Origin of the sequence: Pseudidiomarina andamanensis, assembly GCF_009734345.1 — a bacterium.
Lineage (GTDB): Bacteria > Pseudomonadota > Gammaproteobacteria > Enterobacterales > Alteromonadaceae > Pseudidiomarina > Pseudidiomarina andamanensis.
Map to the genome: position 1 here is coordinate 1,215,001 of NZ_CP032551.1, position 19,981 is coordinate 1,234,981.

A 19,981-nucleotide genomic window follows, 5' to 3' on the forward strand; every position below is an offset into this window, starting at 1 on the left:
CAGCTTCGGTCGCAGCCTTCAACTGACGCTCTAGTTCAGGAATTTTGCCGTACTGAAGCTCTGACATGCGATTCAAATCGCTTGCACGACGAGCAATCTCCAAATCAGTTTTCGCCTGTTCAAGTTGCGCTTTAATATTCTGCTCACCCTGAACCACCGCTTTTTCAGACAACCAAACTTCTTCAAGCTCAGCGTACTTGCGCTGCTGGTCTTGAAGTTCGTCTTCTAATAACTCTAGACGTTTCTTACTCGCTTCATCTTTTTCTTTCTGCAGCGCCTTCTGTTCAAGCTGCAACTGAATAATGCGGCGCTCTAAGCGATCCAGATCTTCCGGCTTAGAATCGATTTGCATACGAATGCTCGATGCCGCTTCATCAATCAGGTCGATTGCTTTGTCTGGCAATTGCCGATCACTAATGTAGCGATGTGACAATGACGCCGCTGCAACAATTGCTGGGTCAGTAATTTGTACTGAGTGATGCACTTCATAACGTTCTTTTAAGCCACGTAAGATTGCGATGGTATCTTCCACCGATGGCTCGTCCACCAGAACTTTCTGGAAGCGGCGTTCAAGCGCTGCATCTTTCTCAATATACTGGCGATACTCATCTAATGTGGTTGCACCAACACAGTGCAATTCACCACGGGCCAACGCTGGCTTCAACATATTGCCTGCATCCATGGCACCATCTGCTTTACCGGCACCAACCATGGTATGTAACTCGTCAATAAATAGAATGATGCGGCCTTCTTCTTTACTTAGCTCATTCAAGACGGCTTTCAGACGCTCCTCAAATTCACCGCGATATTTCGCGCCTGCAAGAAGTGCACCTAAATCTAACGAGAGTACGCGTTTGTGCTTCAGGCCTTCCGGTACCTCACCGTTCACAATACGCTGGGCAAGTCCTTCAACTATCGCTGTTTTACCAACACCAGGCTCACCAATTAACACAGGGTTATTTTTGGTGCGGCGTTGCAGTACTTGAATAGTGCGGCGAATTTCGTCGTCACGACCAATCACAGGGTCAAGCTTGCCGAGTTCAGCTCGCTCAGTTAGGTCTATCGTATATTTTGACAACGCTTCACGTTTATCTTCAGCATTTTGATCGTTCACAGCTTCACCACCTCGCACCTTCTCAATTGCTTGCTCGACTTTTTCACGAGTCACACCTAATTTTTTCAAGATCTCGCCAAGCGCACCTTTGTCTTCGGTTGCCGCTAACACAAACAGCTCAGACGAAATAAACTGATCGTTGCGTTTTTGTGCGAATTTGTCACAAAGGTTGAGAAGTGTTCCGGTTGCTGCAGAAACCTGAACATCACCGCCAGTGCCTTCCACTTTAGGTAACTTATCTAAAGCGGTCGACAACTGTGTTTTTAATGTATTTGAATCAACCTGAAGTAAGGTTAATAAAGGACGAATTGAGCCACCATCTTGCGTCATCAAAGCGTGCATAACATGCACTGGCTCAATAAATTGATGGTCGCGACCCAACGCCAATGACTGTGCGTCAGCAATCGCCACTTGGAACTTGTTGGTTAATTTATCGAATCGCATGATTACCCCTTAAAAAAATCTTCTATATCCTGATTCTTTATGTGGGTATTACTGAGCAAATTTCAAGCGCCAGCGATTTATTTTTTCCAAATCAATGACGCAATGCGACCACAACTTGAATCACGACGATAGGAATACCAACGCGAATCTGTATAAGTACAGTGACCACTTTGTTGAACGGCTTGGCAGCCGTGTTGTTCAAGTATTCGTTGTGCTAACAACGGCAGATTCGCGTGCCATTTACCAGAAATATGGGAGCGAAATGTCTCGGAATCAACTGCACCTGTCGATATAAATGCGGCGCGCACTTCGTCACCAACCTCGAACGCCGGCATTGAAATGGCGGGGCCGATATATGCTAAAAGTTCGTCTGAGGGACAGTTAAAGCGCGCCAATGCTTTCTCAACAATGCCGCTAGCTAACCCTCGCCAACCAGCGTGCACGGCAGCTATTTCAGTACCATTCTGACTGCATAATAAAATCGGCAAACAATCAGCGGTTAATACAGCGCATACCGTGTGGGGTTGATTGGAGTACATCGCATCAGCTTCGATGGTGGGATAGGCATCGTTGAAATCACCGACGCGTGTGCTGTGTATTTGGCGAAGCCAACGTGGTGCAACCGGCAAATTTAATTCATGCTGCAATTGACGGCGATTGCGAATGACTGCGGCCGGATCATCATCAACATGAACTGCTAAATTGCCAGGCCGACTAACAGTTGTCACGGCGGCAAAAACGCCTTCTGGTAATTTCCAATCTAGCAGTTCCATTCAATATACCTGGGTTAGTCGATTGGATGCTCTTGTCTATCGGCACGCAATGCCGCGATGAGCTCAACCATATCATCAGGAGTTGGGGCTTCCCAACTCATCCACTCACCGGTTATTGGATGATGCAGTGACAATCGGGCAGCATGCAGTGCTTGGCGACGGAAGTTGCGCAACGTTTCCAGCAACTCCGGGCTCGCCTTTTGTGGTGGTCTCGGACGCCCGCCATAAGTAAAGTCGCCTACCAACGGATGACGCAAGTGCGCCATGTGTACGCGAATTTGGTGCGTACGACCAGTTTCAAGACGCAAACGCAAATGCGTATGAGCACGGAAACGTTCAACCACACGATAATGCGTTACCGCTGGCTTACCTAATGCAACAACAGCCATATGTGTGCGCTTGGTTGGATGACGCGCAATCGGCTCATCAATCATGCCGCCTGCCGTCATGGGACCATTACACACTGCTTCATATTCACGTGTAATTTCACGTTCTTGCATGGCTGCAACTAAGTGAGTTTGTGCGGGTACGGTTTTGGCAACGACCATCAAGCCAGTGGTATCTTTATCTAACCGATGAATAATTCCGGCACGCGGCACTTGGTCGATTGCTGGAAAGTGATGCAACAGGGCATTCAACAATGTGCCGTCTGGTGTGCCTGCACCTGGATGTACGACTAAACCAGCTGGCTTATTAATTACTAAAATATCGTCATCTTCGTAGACGATTTTTAATTCTATCGGTTGTGCTTCAAAACGTTGTTCTTCCACAAGTTCGGCCGCCACTTCAATGGCCATACCGGCTAAAACTTTCTCGCGAGGCTTATCAACAACCTGCCCCTCTACCTTCACTTGTCCGTCAGTAATCCAGCTTTTTAACCGAGAACGTGAATAATCTGGGAACATCTCAGCGAGAGTTTGGTCCAATCGCTTGCCGTTCGCCGAAGGGGGGACATTTCCTGTTAGTGAAATCTGTTCGCTCATAAATTCGTATTCGGACCTGTGAAAGCAGCCAGTGCTGCGCTAGAATGCGTGAATATGTATAGTGTACCCGTTTGGGACGCTGCACCAAAGTTAAATCAACAGAGATTAAAAAAACACATTATGAAATTTCGTCTAATTGTAGCCTGTGTAACCCTCATGACCTTGAGTGCATGCTCAAGTTCGCCTGATGAATTTGAAAATACGCGAATGACCGACATCGAAGTTGGGTATGAGCGGGCGCAACAAGCCATTCAAGCTGGCAACTTCAGTAGTGCACTACAAACTTTGGAAGCGCTAAATACTCGCTTCCCATTCGGCCCGCTGACACACCAAATTCAACTCGACTTAATTTACGTGTACTACAAAACGGGTGATATTGATAAATCACTGGCTGCGATTGATCGCTTCACACGCTTGAATCCAAATCATCAATCTGTTGATTATGCGCTGTATATGCGTGGTTTAACCAACGAACGCGCGGCGGAGAACCTATTCCAAGATTTGGTCGGTATTGACCGCTCTGATCGTGATCCAACCAAAGCTCGCGAAGCTTTTGATGATTATGCCGAATTAGTTCGTCGCTTCCCCAACAGCAAATATTCAGCCGACGCGCGTCAACGCATGATTGGTATTAAGAGTCGACTGGCACGTCATGAATTAGCGGTTGCCCAGTATTATATGAAGCGCGAAGCATACTTAGCTGCAGCAAATCGCGGCAAATATGTATTAGAAAACTTTCGTGATACGCCTGAAGCTGAGCACGCTCTGGCAATTATGGCTGAGGCTTATCGAAGCCTTGACTTAACTGAACTGTATTCTGATGCGGTCGCAACTCTGAAGCATAACTTTCCGAGCAGTAGCTACCTGTCACAACTTGATTAATGACGATAGACGCGGTGCCTTACACCGCGTCTTCATTTTCCTCGCCAGTACGAATTCGAATCACACGCTCTACATTCGTCACAAAGATTTTACCGTCACCGATTTTGCCGGTCTGCGCTGTTTCTAAAATTGTATCGATACAGCGCTCAACTTGATCATCAGCAACCACAATCTCAAGTTTCACCTTCGGCAGAAAATCAACCATGTATTCTGCACCACGGTACAATTCGGTATGCCCTTTTTGACGACCAAAGCCTTTGACCTCAGCCACAGTCATACCAGCAATACCGATTTCTGATAACGCTTCACGTACATCATCCAGTTTGAATGGCTTAATGATGGCTTCAATTTTTTTCATGAGAGCTCCGAGCTTGCACTTGTCGTTCTAGTTCATAACGAAAGTGATTAGTAATTGGATAACGACGATCTTTGCCGAAATTGCGAGCTGTTATTTTCGGGCCGACAGCACCCTGTCGACGTTTGTACTCATTAATATCAACCAAGCGCACAACACGCAAGACATCTGCTTCATCAAATCCACAGTCAATAATGGCGTTAGGCGACCAGTCTTGCTCGACATAGAGTGTCAAAATTCGGTCTAACACATCATAAGGCGGCAAGCTATCTTGGTCTTTTTGATCAGGCGCTAGTTCGGCAGATGGCGGACGCGTAATGACGCGCTCAGGAATAACTTCTTGCTTTAAATTACGAAAACGAGCCAATTCGAATACTAAGGTTTTCGGTACATCTTTAATTGGCGCGAAGCCGCCGTTCATATCGCCATACAACGTACAGTAACCAACGGCTAATTCACTCTTGTTACCAGTAGTTAACACTAACGAACGTGTTTTATTCGAGACAGCCATTAACAAAGTGCCACGTGCGCGCGCTTGCAAGTTCTCTTCTGTGGTATCTTTTTCGGTGCCTGCAAACAATGGTTCCAGCTGTTGCATGAATGCATCGTACATTGGTTCAATTGCCACAACATCATACTTTACCCCCATACGACGAGCCTGCTCTGCCGCATCATCTTGGCTCATTTGCGAGGTATAGCGAAACGGCATCATAATGGCGTGAACTTTATCAGCCCCCAATGCATCAACAGCAATCGCCATCGTTACCGCTGAATCAATACCGCCGGATAACCCAAGCGTGACGCCCTTAAATCCATTCTTCGTGACGTAATCACGCACTGCTAAAACGAGTGCTTGATAAATTTCTGCTAGCAACGATTGTTCGTGCGGTTTAAATTGAGAATCAAGCAACTGTAAGCCGTTGCTGTCAGCTCGAACACTCGCACACGCAGTTTGACAGTGCGGAAGCTCCGCAACGAGCTCACCCTTCGCATCCATTACTAACGAATGGCCATCGAAAACCAATTCATCTTGTCCGCCACAGTTATTAACATAAACAATTGGAATACGTGTTTCGCTAACTCGTTGCTGCAAAATATGTAAGCGTTGCTGATGTTTCTCAACTTCGTACGGCGATGCATTTAGAGAAATCACCAAGTCGATGTTCTCAGATGCAAGACTCGCCAGCGGCGCCGCATGCCAAAGATCTTCGCAAATCAGCAGCCCAATGCGGTGACCTTGCCAAGTGAAGATGCCATTGTCGTGGCCAGGAATGAAATAACGCTGTTCGTCGAACACGCCATATTGCGGCAGTCGTTGTTTATGATAGCGAGCAAGACATTTACCTTTGTGCAATACCGAAACGCTATTATAAAGTTCATCACCGACGCGTTGCGGGTGACCAACAATAGCAAGATTCGTGTCAGCCGCCGCCGCAATTTTATCTAAAGCTTGGTAAACGAGCTGCTCGAGATCATCTCGGAACAGCAGATCTTCTGGTGGATACCCCGTAATCGCGAGCTCAGGAAATATGACTAAGTCACTATCAGCGTATTGCTGCAACGTTGCGATAATCGACTCGGTATTGCGAGTGATAGCACCCACCGTAAAATCAAGTTGGGCAAGCGTTATCGTTATAGGCTTCATGAACGTATCTCAAGCTCGGCTACAAATAGGATGCGTATGATAGAGCAGCGTTATGTTTCGCGCAAATTCAGAACACCATCATTGATTTAAATTAAAACGTAAACCGGCACTCTCAATGGTGTAAATATCACGGCCATGTTGTTGCTGTACTTGGGCAATTTCCGCCCATTGATATATCACATTACGATGAACTTTTGCCCACAGGTCTCGGCCACAATCAACGTACAGCTGTTCATTGCGTACAACGAGTGGATGTTGCTCTGACAGAGCAAATTGTTGATCGATATTGGTCGTTACCTGAATCACGCTCGGGGAAACGTCAGCGATTTGCGTCCAAGTAACCACAACAAAGGGAACATCAGCCACGCTGATTTTGACTTTCTCGGCGGGGGTGACTAAATAGAAATTGCCCTCTTCATGCACCAACACGCTAGCGAACAACTTGACCAGTCTATCGCGTTGAATTGGCGATCCCTGATAATGCCATTGCCCGTGCTCATCGATATGAATAGGAATTTCACCGCAATACGGCGGGTTCCAACGTTCAGTTGGAGCATGTTTCCCTTGCTCTAACGAGCTAAGAATCTGCTCCAAACTCATTTAGCCCACCAAACGCTTCTGGCGCAATAGATACCAGAGTGTTGCTTCCGTGCGATTCGATACTTTGATAGCTTTAAAGATAGCAGACAAGTGAACGCGAATGGTTCCCTCGGTAATGCCAAGTATGGTCGCGATTTCTTTGTTGGATAAACCTTGTGCCAATAGCTGCATGATTTCCAACTGACGCGGCGACAAAAAGTGCTCAGCGCTCCCTTGTCGATTGATGTTGTCGTTTAGTCGCGACTCTTCTGGTAAATAGCGGTCGTTTTGCAACAGAATACGAATTGCTTGTTTCGCTTCTTCGGCGCTTGCATCTTTTGGCAAGTAACTACGTACCCCGTTACTAAGTGCTTGGCGTACTTCCGACAGCGGGCGTGGCCAGCTAAACAAGACAATATGCGAACTTGGCGCCATTTTTTTCAGCGTCTGTAAGGTCGGACGGATTTCCGCATCGGGAATATCCATATCGAGGAAAATTAGGTTATAGTCGTTTTGGTGGCGCAAATATTCTTGCGCAATATCAAAGCTCGGGGCTTCGTAAATAGCGAGCTGGTCTGAAAAACTAGTGAGTACTTGGATAAGTCCAGCACGTACAAAAAATTGCGAATCTATTATTAATATTTTCATGTAAAACCACGCGCTTTAGTTTTAGTTGTTCACTAACATTTAGCGTATTGTACACGCTTTAACGAATGTTTGAAGTTGTTGTGTTACTAAATTGTAAATTTATGTAAAAAAACCAAATTTACAAATTCAGATATAAACAACCGAATTGGGTCTGAGTGTGCTATAGCCCATAAAATTCAATGATAAAGAGAAATTTATGAGAATTTTACGTTTAATTGGCTTTGTTTTATTAATGTTACATTCTGGCGCAGTATTTGCCCAAAATGTTCTCTTTCACAATTTTAATGGTTACACATTAACTGGAAAGCCGGGAAATGAGGCTGTTCTGGTTAAGTTTGACGCCATGTTAATTCGCGATGGCAAGGTTGCAGCCATTGGGACGCTGGCTGAGCTCGAAAGCGTATATGGCTCGCTTACCGAACAAAAACGCGTAAACCTAAATGGCAAGTTTGTATTGCCAGGTTTAATTGATGCGCATGGTCACGTATTAGGTCTTGGTCAGAATTTAATGCTTGCTGATTTACGTGATGCGAAATCACAAAGCGACGCAGCATCTATGGTCGCCAAATTCGCCAAAAGCGTTCCTTCGGCAAAATGGATTCTAGGTCGTGGTTGGAACCAAGAAAACTGGACAGTGAAAGCGTTTCCTACCGCTGAATCGCTTGACGAAATTTCTTCTGATAAGCCAATTTATTTAACTCGCGTTGACGGACACGCGGCTTGGGCTAACAGCAAAGCATTAGAAATTGCAGGCATTACAGCCGATACCGTAAGCCCAGATGGTGGTGAGATCATTCGTGATGCGCAAGGTAAACCAACTGGCGTTCTCATTGATAATGCCATGAACTTGGTAGAACAAAAGATTCCAGCGGCATCCGCGCAGCAACAAGAAGAAGCGCTGAAGTTAGCTTTTAATCACCTCCTTGAGCGGGGCATCACCGGCGTTCATGACGCGGGTGTCGATGCAACGACCCTACAAGTGTATAAAGACCTTGCTGACAAACAGGCAATGCCACTGCGTATTTACGCCATGTTATCCGCAACAGAACCAAAGCTACCTGAGCTTCTTGCAGCTGGGCACTATGTGACAGAGGACGACAAGCTCACCGTTCGCAGCGTAAAAATCTATGGTGATGGTGCTCTGGGCAGCCGCGGCGCTGCGTTGTTAGCGCCATATCATGACGCGCCAGACCAACAAGGTTTGATGGTGACCTCGCAAGAGCGTATTCGTGAACTATATGAACTCATCATTCCACACGGTTTCCAAATCAATACGCACGCCATTGGCGACCGTGCCAACCGAATTGTACTGGATGAGTACGAACACGCGTTTGAAACCATTGGCGGTCGTAATTTGCGTCATCGCATTGAACACTCTCAAATTGTTCATCCAGAAGATATTCCGCGCTTTAAAGAGTTGAACATCATCGCATCCATGCAACCAACGCACGCGACTAGCGATAAAAACATGGCAGAAGATCGACTCGGTAAAGCGCGCATGAAAGGTGCGTATGCATGGCAGACGTTTGCCGAGCAAGGCACAATCATTGCTGCAGGTTCTGACTTCCCTGTTGAACTTGCCGATCCATTCTTTGGTTTGCACGCAGCAGTAACCCGTCAAGATCGTGACAATCAACCAAAAGGTGGTTGGTACGCGCATGAGAAATTAACCTTAGAACAAGCGTTACGCGCGTTCACACTCGATGCCGCCTACGCTGCCGGACAAGAACAGCAGCTTGGTACGTTAGAGCCAGGTAAATGGGCTGATTTCATTGTGTTAGATCATGATCCGTTTGCCCGTGACGCAGCTATACTATGGCAGAACGAAGTACTTGCAACATACGTTGCTGGCAAAGCTGAGTTTCAAGCTAAATAAAAAAGCGCAGTTAAAACTAAGGAAATAACGCAGTATGGATTTAAAAAATGTTCGTCGTGATTATGAGCAAGGTAAATTGTGCCGCGAATCTCTGGTCGACAATCCGATGCAGCAGTTTGCGCATTGGTTTGCTGCCGCGAAAGATCATCCGTCGCAAACCGATCCAACTGCGTTCACCTTAGCGACCGTTGGTGCGGATAATCAACCGCACCAGCGCATCGTGTTGCTAAAAGAAGTACGCGACAACGGCTTCGTGTTTTACACCAATTACGACAGCCAGAAAGGCCATGACATCAACAACAACAGCCGTGTAGCAATGCATTTTTCATGGTTAGCCATTGAGCAGCAAGTTCGAATTGAAGGATTCGCGCGGAAAATCTCACGTGAAGATAGCGAAGCGTATTTTTACAGTCGTCCACGCGAGAGCCAATTAGGTGCGCTTGCTTCAGCGCAGAGTCACCCGATTGCTAGCCGCAGCGAATTAGAAGCGCGTTACCACGAGCTCACCGAAAAGTATAAAAACCAACAAGTACCCATGCCACAAACCTGGGGCGGGTACCTTGTGGTTCCGGAGCTGTTTGAGTTCTGGCAAGGCGGTCGTTATCGATTACATGACCGCTTCACATTTACCAAAGCCAATCACGCATGGGTCATTGAACGCCTGCAGCCATAATTAGTTAGTTTCGTTACTCCGTTTCGGTAAAGGTTGTTGCATGAAATCAGCAACCTTTTCGAGCTGCCGCCATAATTCAGGACTGTACTCTACCCCACTTTGAAGCTGACGCGCACGCGTCGCCATGGCGCCCTCACCCGGAATACGAATTGGATAGCTTTTATCAATTGGTGTCGCTGCTTTCATGCCATCAACGAGCGCTTGAGCCTGTGCTTTAAATTCTTCCACATTGCCAAATGCGCTTGGGTCAATCACTTGAATCCATACCGTATTCGCATCCAGCCCGGGCTGTTCTTGATGACGCCCTAGTTGGCTCAGCGCTAGCGTCCACAACTCACTAAACAAACACAAGCCTGAACCTTTATAGCCTAATTCTTGACCACCTAACGGCGCCAACACACTCGCAGGATCATTCAAAAAGGTGGTTGCATCGGTGGTGTAGTCGCCGCTGGCGGTAATTAGTGCTGAGTATGGCAACGGCTGCTGTTCCGCAATGGCTTTACGGACTTTGCCTGCCGCAGTCATCGAAAAGCTAATATCGAATAGTATTGGTCGCGACTGAGTTGGGGCGCCAATCGCAAACGGATTTGGCGAAAACCATGCTGACTTTGCACCATGCGGAGCCACAACTTGCTGCCCTGGCGTGGCGCACATCAATTGAATCAGCATGCCTTCATTCACCGCTCGCTCAAGGTATACCGCAAGCGCAGCTACGTGTTGAGCCCGCTTCACAATAACCGTACCAGTACCGCATTCGCGCGCCATCCCAATCGCCGCATCAACCGCTTGCGGCACCACGTAAAGTCCAGAAAGTAAATCAGCGTCCCATAACTGCACTGCAGCACGCTTGCTTACAACCTGATAGTCGCCGCTTGGTCGTGAACTGCCATCACGTAGACAATTAATGTTGTAACGCAAACGCATTAAGCCATGGGTTCGAAATCCCATTAAATCGGCGGCAACCAAATTCTCCGCCATCGCAGCGGCAATTGACTCCTCGGCACCGGCCTGTTGCAGGCAGTTTTGTGCCCACTGACGAATAGAATCTGCTGAAATATGAATATTTTTTTGCTCTGACATGTGCGCTTCATTGTAAATTGAGATAACTTCGATAAGCTTATCAGACAATAGGAAAGAGGAGTATAGAGGTGTCTGAAACATCGACAAAGCAACGGATTGGTGTGCTAACCAGCGGTGGTGACGCCCCTGGCATGAATGCAGCGCTGCGCGCAGTGGTATTGGCTGCCGAGCACTATGGCATGGAAGTGATTGCGTTTCGTCATGGCTACGAAGGCTTGTTAAATAATGAACATGTGCCACTAAAGGGCGCTGATGTCCTGCATGTTTTGCAGTATTCAGGAACGATTATTAAAAGCGCTCGATGCCCTCGCTTTAAGGAGGTTGAGAGTGCGCAATTAGCAGCAACTAACCTTGATTCTCTCGGCATCAGCGCACTCGTTGTTATTGGCGGCGACGGCTCGTTCCGCGGCGCTCATCACTTAAGCCAACACTGGAAAGGCCAAATCATTGGCGTGCCTGGCACCATTGATAACGATTTATACGGCACCGACGCCACCATCGGTTATTCGACAGCGGTCGCGATTGCAATGGACGCTTTGGATAAAATTCGTGATACCGCCGATGCGATGGACCGCGTGTTTATTGTGGAAGTGATGGGCCGTCATGCTGGTTTTATCGGCCTCAAAAGCGCCATGGCAGCCGGCGCCGAACGCATGATTTTGCCAGAACTGCAAAAAGATAAACCACTAACCATTGCCGCGCTAGTCAAGCACATTAAGCGCGTTGAAGAAGTGCGCGGTGCCGGCAGTTACGTCATGGTCTTGAGTGAACATCAATGGCCAGGCGGTGCGGTGGCATTGTCAGAGCAGCTTGAAGCTGAATACAGTTTGCCATGTCGCCCTTGCTTACTCGGTCACATTCAACGTGGTGGGCCACCCACATCATCCGATCGCGTGCTCGCGTCAGAACTAGGTGTTCACGCTGTAGAGCTTATTCTGCAGGGCAAAACTGAGGTTATGGCGGGTATCAAAGCCGGTCAAATGGTTGAAGTGCCATTGGTGGATACTTGGACCAAAAAGAACCCACTTGATGCGAATCTTTTACGTATTCAACACGAGATTTTTAATCCAGTAAAAAAGTCAGCGCGTAGTTAATCAGATAGTGGCAATTTGGGGCAATTATACGGATAATATGCCCCTTTTTAATTTGCCAAAATCAACCCTGTTGAACGAACGGAGGTGAATCACCTTGAGTCAACAAAACCCAAATCAACAAACCGCTCAGACGAAAGTTGCTGAAGCTGTAAAAACTGACGCGTCTGTGCGTGAGTTTTTTGGTGCAACCACCGATAACTCAGTGTACGCCAACGGCACGCATATTATCGGCTTCGGTTTTGATGGTACTGCATGTTTTCGCAAAGGAACACGTAACGGCCCTGACGGCCTGCGTGCTGTGTCGGAAGATATCGAAAGCTATTCGCCATACCTCGATGCGGATCTGTTTGATCTCCCGTTTTATGATTTGGGCAATTTATCGCTTGGCTCAAGTGATGATGTGGAAGCGCAGTGGCAACACGCCAGCGACCAGTTTGACGAGATTTTTCAACCGCTCGACTTACAGGCAAACAATATTCGCGTGTTAACGCTTGGTGGCGAACACTCGATTTCGTATGCGCCAATTCGCAAATATTTACAGCAATACCCTGATTTAGTGTTACTGCACCTTGATGCGCATGCTGATTTGCGTGATGGCTTCTTGGGTTATCATTATTCACACGCATCGATTATTCGTCGCGCGCTTGATCATTTTGGTCCGGGCCACGAACTCATTCAGTACGGAATTCGTTCAGGCACTCGCGAAGAATACCAATACATGAATGAGCACGGCACGGTGCGTAAATCTCGTAAAGACTTTTTAGATAGCGTGGCAGCCATTGCTGACGACCGCCCAATTTATCTGACGCTTGATCTGGATTACTTTGATCCGGCATTTTTACCGGGTACCGGTACCCCTGAGCCAGGTGGTGAAGATTTTCACTCATACGTCAGCTTGATGAAGTTATTGCGTGGCAAGAATCTTGTCGGTGGCGATGTTGTTGAGCTATCACCGGAGATCGATCCTACCGGTAACTCTGACGTGTTTGCTGCAAAAATTGTGCGCGAACTATTGATCATTTTGAACGAAAAAGGGGCTCGCTGATGGCTCAGAACTGGACAATCGACGATGCCGAAGAACTCTACGGTGTAAACCGCTGGGGTGCTGGATATTTCTCAATTGGTGCAAACGGCAGCATTCAAATCGCACCAAACCACCGTTTGCCTGATGTCACCATCGATATGCAAGAAGTGGTGGATGAAATCTTAGCCGAAGGCATTCAGTTGCCTGCGGTTATTCGTTTTCACGATATCCTGCGCTCGCAAGTTGAAATACTGAACGAAACCTTTGCTAAAACTATCGCGGATGCTGGCTACAATGCTCGCTACGTTGGTGTGTTCCCAATTAAAGTGAACCAGATGCGTGAGGTGGTTGAAGAAATCATCGATGCTGGCGAACCGTACGATTACGGTCTTGAGGCTGGTTCAAAGCCGGAGTTGATGGCCGTACTTGCCTACAACGAGAACCCAAATGCGTTAACCGTTCTTAATGGTTATAAGGATGAGGACTACTTGACCCTCGCCCTACTTGGCCGTCAGTTACGCCGCAAAATGATCATTGTCATTGAAAAGTTCAGCGAACTTGAAATGTTGATTCCGCTGGCGAAAAAGCTCGGCGTGGAACCAATGATTGGTTTGCGTAGCAAAATGATGGTCCGCAGCGCTGGCAAATGGGCTGGCTCAAGCGGCGACCGAGCAAAATTTGGTTTAAGCATCACTGAAATTTTGAACATTGTTGAGCTTCTGAAAAAAGAAGACATGCTGCACTGTGCGAAATTATTACACTTCCATATCGGCAGCCAAATGTCAGATATCCGCAAAGTGAAAGAAGCGGTTTCTGAGGGCGCTCGTTTGTACGCCAAGCTCGTTCAAATTGGTGTGCCGCTGGAATATTTAGACATTGGTGGTGGCCTTGGTATCGATTATGACGGCACCAGTTCAACTACCGACTCGTCGCGTAACTACTCAACCGAAGAATACGTTGCCGACGTGGTTTATGGTGTGAAACAAATCTGTGATTTGGAAGAAGTGCCGCACCCGAACCTTGTGAGCGAAAGTGGCCGCGCCATTACCGCTCACCACAGCTGTGTGGTGACCAACATTGTCGGTGAAATTAAAAACACCGGCGCGCAGTTTGATATCAGCGCCAGCACCGACGAACACATTCTTGTGAGCAATATGCGTGAACTTGTGAACGCTGCGGATATGCACCCGCAAGAACGTTACAACGACGCAGCATCTTTCAAACAGAGCGCTTACGAAGCATTTAAGCTCGGTATTTTATCGTTAGAAGAAATGGCGAAGCTCGACACCATGTACTGGCGCATTTTGAGCGAGATTCATCAATCGCTTGATCGCGAAAGCTTCGTGTTCCAAGAATTGGAAGAACTCGAAGACATGTTGGCGAGCCAATACTTGTGTAACTTCTCAATTTTCCAATCGGCGGCCGATACTTGGGCCATTGGCCAAGTACTCCCTATTGTTCCAATTAGCCGCTTAAACGAGAAGCCAGAAGTACGCTGCTCTATTGTCGACATTACCTGTGATAGTGACGGTAAGCTAAGCAAATACATTGAAGGCACCGAAATCAGCGATAACATTCCAATGCATGCGTTACGCAAAGGCGATAACTATTACGTTGGTATGTTCTTAACCGGTGCCTATCAAGACGTGATGGGCGATATGCACAACTTATTCGGCCGTTTAACCGAAGTGCATATTTACTGCCACGATGACGAACCAGGCGACTTTTACATTGAAGAGGTAGTTCCGGGTACCTCGGCTGAGAAAGTGCTTGAGACGATGCAATACAACACCGATTTCATGGCCAAAACCGTGAAGAAGTCGATTGATCGTGAAGTTCGTAAAGGCCACATCGCACCACGTGAAGGTGTGAAGTGGACTGACTATTACGAGAAGTGTTTGGCGGGTAGCACCTACTTAAAGGTGTAAAACCAACCAAATTGCGTATTTACTGAGCAAACGGTCTGAATTCACCGATTTTCCTTAAAAAAGCGGTTGACTCAGACCCGAAAAACTCGTTTAATACGCCCCGACGCCCAGATAGCTCAGTCGGTAGAGCAGGGGATTGAAAATCCCCGTGTCGGTGGTTCGATTCCGCCTCTGGGCACCATTATTCGAAAAGCCTCGCAAGAAATTGCGAGGCTTTTTTCGTTCTGGCGCTGTACCAGATTTGTACCAGCAACAAACACAAAAAAAGGGCGCATCCTGCGCCCCTCTCCTTTCGTCATTCTGTGCTGCGAATTAGAACTCGTAGCTGTAGCTTAAGCTGAACACTTGCCCTACTTCACGGGTTTGTACAATTACGTCAGACTGCGTCACTTCTTGGTCTTCGCCAAGCAAGTTCTGCACTTTGAAACTAATTTTCGAGTTAAAGTCTGGGTAATAGTTGTAAACCAAATCAAGTGAGTGGAACGGTTGCTCGTAAGCATCACCACGACCACCGATACCAGCGGCCAAGATGCGCTCACCAAACACGTTGTACACTAGCGAGCTTGAGTGATTGCCATTCAGCGAGTCGTAGCCTAACTGAAAGTTAGCAACGTACTTTGAATGGCCTGTCATGCGCTTGGTTGGGTTGGTTAAGTTACCCGCTAGCGCTGGGTCAATCACTGCTTCTGAGTCACTTAAGGTTAGGTTACCAGCGGTGAAGAAGCCGTCAGCCAGATAAGCAAGGTCATGTAACCACTCGAATTCCACGCCGTATACTTCAGCTGAAATACCGTTCACGTAGTTCAACGTGTACTCTTCGTCACCAACACTTAGTACTGACTCAATTGGCTTTTCAATATCCTTGTAGAAAGCCGAGACGGTATAGTTATCACCGTTGCCAGCAAAGTACTCGAAACGCGCGTCTAAGTTCATCATTGGGCTGCTTTCAAGGCCCGCACGACCGATAGTACGAATGTCGGTAATTGGGTCGTAGTAAGCAACTGGCACCGTTTCACGAATATCAGGGCGAACAACCGTTTCAGAGAAACCAAAACGTAATTGGTAATTATCGTCGCTGATATAAGTTAATGACAATGCTGGGTAGAAGTCATCTTCCACGGTTGTACCGTTTAGAATACGCTCGAGCGAGTAGAAGGTTTCCAGATCTTCACGCGTGAAAATCAAGCTTGAAGTAGCCAATGACACTTGCTTGAACTCTTCCCAACGCACACCACCAGCTAAACGCCAGCTGTTAGTCAGGAATGCATCAAACGAGCCGTAAAACGCATCGATTTTCTGCACCGCCATGTAATCATCGGCATCTGGTGACGTTGGCTCACGGTAAGACAACAAAAAGTTGTTCTCAGCAATGCGCTCGTCAGTCAGATAATCGGTGACGCCCAACACGTCATTCGCATCTTCGTTAACGGTAACACGCAAACCTGAACCGTTATCCATAGCAAAGCGATCAGTGGTGTAATAACGTGCTTTATCGGTGAAGTCGTAGCCCGCTTTCAATTCGACATCCATGCCGGCGAAATTAGTTGGTAAGCTAAAGTTACCGCTGTACGATTTCACGTTGTCTTGCATATCCACGTACTGATATACCGCACGGTTATCATCACCGGTGACAACCGTGGCTAAGTATTCACCCTGGCTGCCGTACAAATCATCGAAACGATACGAATTATCCGTTGGAATATCTGTTTGCGCTTCAGATTCAGTGTACTGCCAATCAAAGCCAATACCCCAGTAATCTAGGAAGGTATGCTGACCACGAATTTGGTCGATATCGAGCGTGCGCTCTTCGTACTTAAATTCGTGTTCGCGGTTCGCCAAGCCAGAACCAAAGATAGTTTTTAAGTTACTACCATTTGGACTTTGCATGATGCCGAACTCAGACTCATCTTCAGAATCAGTCAAATACAACTTGGTATAGCTGACACTGTGCGTATCAAGCTCATAGCCGACACTAAACACACCGTTTAAACGCTCTGTTTCGGTGGTCAGCGTGGTTTCACTTAACGTGTTGTAGCACGAGTTCGAAACTTCTTCGGCACTGTTCAGTGTGGTCGCACAGCCTTCAGTGGCGTTCTCACTCAGTACTGCGTTAGTGCGCTCAGACACATCCCACTTGGTGTCGTAGGCGCCAGCCAGTAAGAAGCCGATGCTGCCGCCGAAGTATTCTTCGTCGAAGCTGTTACCAATACTAGCTTTAATGCTGTAATTCGGATCTAACGAGTCTTCTTGCAACGCGACATCGCGCGGCAACGATTGCGCTAACTGTGCATTAATAGCACGCGCTTGTTCACTTGCTGTACCCGTTTCGTTATCAACGAGACCTTCGCGCCCCACAATGTTACGCAGACTAAAATCACCACGATATTTCACAATAGCTTCGCGAATATTTTGTGGTACGCCAGCTTCGTTACGACTGTAGGTATAACCATCAGAAGCATTGGTGTTTTGACCGATACCAACCTCAAGATTCACTTGGAAATCAGACGGTAATGATTTGGTACGGATATCAATATTACCGCCACCAAAGGCTGCAGGCATGGCAGGCGAGAATACTTTCTGTACCGCTAAGCTCTCGATAATGGTTGAGGGAATAATATCGAGTGGAATAACGTTACGGGTTAAGTCAGGGCTAGGAATGCTTGCGCCGTTTAATCGTGCGCTTGAATAACGCTCACCTAAACCACGAACATAAACATATTTACCGTCAACAAGGGTCAAACCTGTGACACGACGTAATGCCGAAGCTGCATCGCTATCGCCGGTTCTTGATAACTGTTCAGCACCAAGAATATCTGCTACGAAGGCTTGGTTTTTACGCTCATCAACAACAGCGGCAGCGCTGCCTTGTAAACGGGTACCGGTGGTTACAACTTCTTCAATCGTGGTATCAGCCGCGGTTTCGGTAGTTGTTTGCTCGGTTTCTTGCTGCTGCGCGTACGCCTGACCACTCGCAAGAAGGGCAATACTGACCGCTAGGGCTAGCGGCTTGAGTTTATAATTGGTGCTCATCGTCAACTCCTGCGTTATCGGTAATAGCAGGCGTGCCATAAGCACGCCTGCCATAAATTGCTATGCAACAAGTTTTCTTAGTCTTGTTCTGCAGCAGTTAACGCAGCTTCAACCCACTGATACCATTCAGAAGAAGTGTCTGTGCTTGAAACCGCACCTACGTAGTCAACCGCTTCAAAGAAGCTGTTACCTAAACCACTCAGGTCGTTCGCAGTCACTGTGATATCAGCTGATGACATGTCAGTTGCGAAACCGTCTGAGCCAAATACTGTTGCGTTACCGCCAAGGCGCGCGTTCACACCACCGTTGTCGAACCATTCTTGACGGCTAGTACCGTCACTGAATAATGCTGCTGACGTGAATTCGTTTTCAGCAACACAAGCCATCGCTGAGTTGAAGAAGTTCAAATCACCAGCAGTAACACCTAACTCGCCATCACCAGTAAACAAGATGCAGCGGGTATCGTTGGTCGCAACGTCAGTTTTCACCAATAAGAAGTTATAAAGCTGACCTTGGAAGTTGTCGTCAAACTTCATTGCAGTTGATGGATCGTTGTCACGCGTTGATAAACCGTCAGTGGTGACAACAGTCACGTTGGCAATGTTTGGACGTGAGGTTGGAGCTTGTGAGTATTCAGCGCCTGAGTTTTTCTCACCGTCAGCTTCGAAGCCGCCGTTACCCATGAATACGTCAGTTCCGTCAACGTTGACAGTACCGTGTTTAATGTACAAGAACTGTGCATTACCTTGCCAGCCAGCATCGATATCCATTGAGTCATCTTGGGTGTCAGTGAATACAACGCGTTTCAGGTTTGCTGCGCCACCGAAGAACTCGATACCGTCATCGTAACCTTGGTGAATGTGGATGTACTCGTAAGAAGAGCCTGAACCTACAGCGTTCAAGGTTAATGAGTTCAAGTCATCACCATCGCCGCCAGCACGTGGGCCTGAACCTGCGTACCAGATTTTTGCATAGGCCATAGAGCCGCTGTCATCAGCGTTATCATTACCGCCGTAGTAGCTTACGATACCTTCAGATGCCACGTTACAAGTGCCAGCATCACGCTGTGCATCAGTACATTGGTTGGTAATACCTTCACCGTTGATAATAATACCGCCCCAATCCGCAAAACGCGGGCCGTTACCAACCACGTCAAAGCGTGTAAACGCATTTGCAGAGGTGAAAGTTACCGGCTTATCGAACGTACCAATTGCATTTAATTTTGCGCCTCGAGCAACACGAATGATGGCTTCACCGCTAGTGAATGCCAACGTTGCACCTGGCTCAACAGTCATTACTGGGCCATCTTGGTTGATAGTGCATGAGGTGGTGGTGTCACAATCTTCACCAATCAATAATGCGCCATCAAATACGTGTACACCACCATCTGGCAATTCAGCGAAGGTAATATCTTCGGTAATTTCAATGTTACGGCTCGCAAACTCAAGGTTGTATTCGCAATCGCGACCATCAAATGCACCTTGAACACCGTTATAAGTTGCACAAAGGTTATCGTTGCCAGTGCCACCGGTATCGCCACCTGAGCCATTATTCACGACGCTGTTGTCATTCACTGTTGGGGTAATTTCGATATCGCCACCACAACCGGCCAATGCCAATGCTGAAGCAACCGCGGTAACTTGGAAAAGAGTTTGCAATTTCATTGTGTTCTCCTGGAAAGGAACGAATGTAAGTAATTAAACGACGCAGGCAGATTAGTGAGATGGCATGACAAATTTGTGACAAATTCGTTTTGTCATGAAAGATTCATTGAACCGAAACAGAACTGTCACGGTAAAAATAAAGAAAGAAACACAATGTTTTGTTTAAGAATGTGGAGCACCAACACCGCG

At 47.3% G+C, this 19,981-nt stretch carries 16 protein-coding genes and 1 tRNA gene (1 of these 17 cut by a window edge); 7 read left to right on the forward strand and 10 right to left on the reverse strand.

The features are described 5' to 3' along the window. The 3 genes from clpB to rluD form a co-directional block, all read right to left on the reverse strand. Nucleotides 1-1,558, reverse strand: the 5' portion of a protein-coding gene (gene clpB / locus D3795_RS05875) for an ATP-dependent chaperone ClpB (RefSeq protein ID WP_156267030.1). It extends 1,016 nt beyond the left edge of the window; the window shows 1,558 of its 2,574 coding nt (coding positions 1-1,558); the start codon lies at nt 1,556-1,558; its stop codon lies beyond the left edge, outside the window. A gap of 77 nt (nt 1,559-1,635) precedes the next feature. Continuing rightward, nucleotides 1,636-2,331 (reverse strand): peptidoglycan editing factor PgeF, encoded by a 696-nt coding sequence (gene pgeF / locus D3795_RS05880; protein ID WP_156267032.1) that lies wholly within the window; start codon nt 2,329-2,331, stop codon nt 1,636-1,638. A gap of 14 nt (nt 2,332-2,345) precedes the next feature. Next, complete coding sequence (gene rluD / locus D3795_RS05885; RefSeq protein WP_156267034.1) at nt 2,346-3,314, reverse strand: 23S rRNA pseudouridine(1911/1915/1917) synthase RluD; 969 nt, start codon at nt 3,312-3,314, stop codon at nt 2,346-2,348. Nucleotides 3,315-3,434: 120 nt separating this feature from the next. Between rluD and D3795_RS05890 the strand changes: the two genes are divergently transcribed. Further along, nucleotides 3,435-4,196: an outer membrane protein assembly factor BamD gene (locus D3795_RS05890; protein WP_156267036.1), complete on the forward strand. Its 762-nt coding sequence runs from the start codon at nt 3,435-3,437 to the stop codon at nt 4,194-4,196. A gap of 19 nt (nt 4,197-4,215) precedes the next feature. On the opposite strand, the gene glnB is transcribed toward D3795_RS05890, so the two are convergent. The 4 genes from glnB to D3795_RS05910 form a co-directional block, all read right to left on the reverse strand. Further along, nucleotides 4,216-4,554 carry a nitrogen regulatory protein P-II gene (gene glnB / locus D3795_RS05895; RefSeq protein WP_092858279.1) on the reverse strand — a complete coding sequence of 113 codons (339 nt, stop codon included), beginning with the start codon at nt 4,552-4,554 and terminating at the stop codon, nt 4,216-4,218. Beyond that, entirely contained in the window at nt 4,541-6,196 is a 1,656-nt protein-coding gene (locus D3795_RS05900) for an NAD+ synthase (RefSeq protein WP_156267038.1), read from the reverse strand. The genes glnB and D3795_RS05900 overlap by 14 nt, the downstream gene beginning before the upstream one ends. A 78-nt stretch (nt 6,197-6,274) precedes the next feature. Then, nucleotides 6,275-6,796 (reverse strand): DUF1285 domain-containing protein, encoded by a 522-nt coding sequence (locus D3795_RS05905; protein WP_156267040.1) that lies wholly within the window; start codon nt 6,794-6,796, stop codon nt 6,275-6,277. Further along, nucleotides 6,797-7,423 carry a LuxR C-terminal-related transcriptional regulator gene (locus D3795_RS05910; RefSeq protein WP_126760437.1) on the reverse strand — a complete coding sequence of 209 codons (627 nt, stop codon included), beginning with the start codon at nt 7,421-7,423 and terminating at the stop codon, nt 6,797-6,799. 196 nt (nt 7,424-7,619) lie between these two features. Here D3795_RS05910 and D3795_RS05915 point away from each other — a divergent pair, with 196 nt between their 5' ends. Next, nucleotides 7,620-9,299 carry an amidohydrolase gene (locus tag D3795_RS05915; RefSeq protein ID WP_156267042.1) on the forward strand — a complete coding sequence of 560 codons (1,680 nt, stop codon included), beginning with the start codon at nt 7,620-7,622 and terminating at the stop codon, nt 9,297-9,299. Nucleotides 9,300-9,333: 34 nt separating this feature from the next. Next, nucleotides 9,334-9,972, forward strand: coding sequence for a pyridoxamine 5'-phosphate oxidase (pdxH, locus tag D3795_RS05920; RefSeq protein WP_156267044.1), 639 nt, complete (start codon nt 9,334-9,336; stop codon nt 9,970-9,972). Here the strand turns inward: pdxH and D3795_RS05925 are convergent, their stop codons facing one another. Further along, on the reverse strand, nt 9,973-11,052 hold the full coding sequence (locus D3795_RS05925) for an Ldh family oxidoreductase (RefSeq protein ID WP_156267046.1): 1,080 nt from the start codon (nt 11,050-11,052) through the stop codon (nt 9,973-9,975). Nucleotides 11,053-11,120: 68 nt separating this feature from the next. Between D3795_RS05925 and D3795_RS05930 the strand changes: the two genes are divergently transcribed. The 4 genes from D3795_RS05930 to D3795_RS05945 all read left to right on the forward strand — a co-directional run bounded on the left by D3795_RS05930 (nt 11,121) and on the right by D3795_RS05945 (nt 15,279). Then, nucleotides 11,121-12,146 (forward strand): ATP-dependent 6-phosphofructokinase, encoded by a 1,026-nt coding sequence (locus D3795_RS05930; RefSeq protein ID WP_156267048.1) that lies wholly within the window; start codon nt 11,121-11,123, stop codon nt 12,144-12,146. Between the two features lie 94 nt (nt 12,147-12,240). Then, a complete protein-coding gene (gene speB / locus D3795_RS05935) occupies nt 12,241-13,191 on the forward strand; it encodes an agmatinase (RefSeq protein ID WP_310942457.1) in 951 nt (316 codons plus the stop codon). After that, on the forward strand, nt 13,191-15,098 hold the full coding sequence (speA, locus tag D3795_RS05940; protein WP_156267050.1) for a biosynthetic arginine decarboxylase: 1,908 nt from the start codon (nt 13,191-13,193) through the stop codon (nt 15,096-15,098). Before speB ends, speA begins: the two co-directional genes overlap by 1 nt. Nucleotides 15,099-15,203: 105 nt before the next feature. Next, nucleotides 15,204-15,279 (forward strand) — tRNA-Phe (locus D3795_RS05945). A 131-nt stretch (nt 15,280-15,410) separates the two neighbouring features. On the opposite strand, the gene D3795_RS05950 is transcribed toward D3795_RS05945, so the two are convergent. Both D3795_RS05950 and D3795_RS05955 read right to left on the reverse strand, forming a co-directional pair. Next, nucleotides 15,411-18,128, reverse strand: coding sequence for a TonB-dependent receptor plug domain-containing protein (locus D3795_RS05950; protein ID WP_156267051.1), 2,718 nt, complete (start codon nt 18,126-18,128; stop codon nt 15,411-15,413). 77 nt (nt 18,129-18,205) lie between these two features. Beyond that, entirely contained in the window at nt 18,206-19,792 is a 1,587-nt protein-coding gene (locus D3795_RS05955) for a hypothetical protein (protein WP_156267053.1), read from the reverse strand. Nucleotides 19,793-19,981 lie beyond the last annotated feature (189 nt).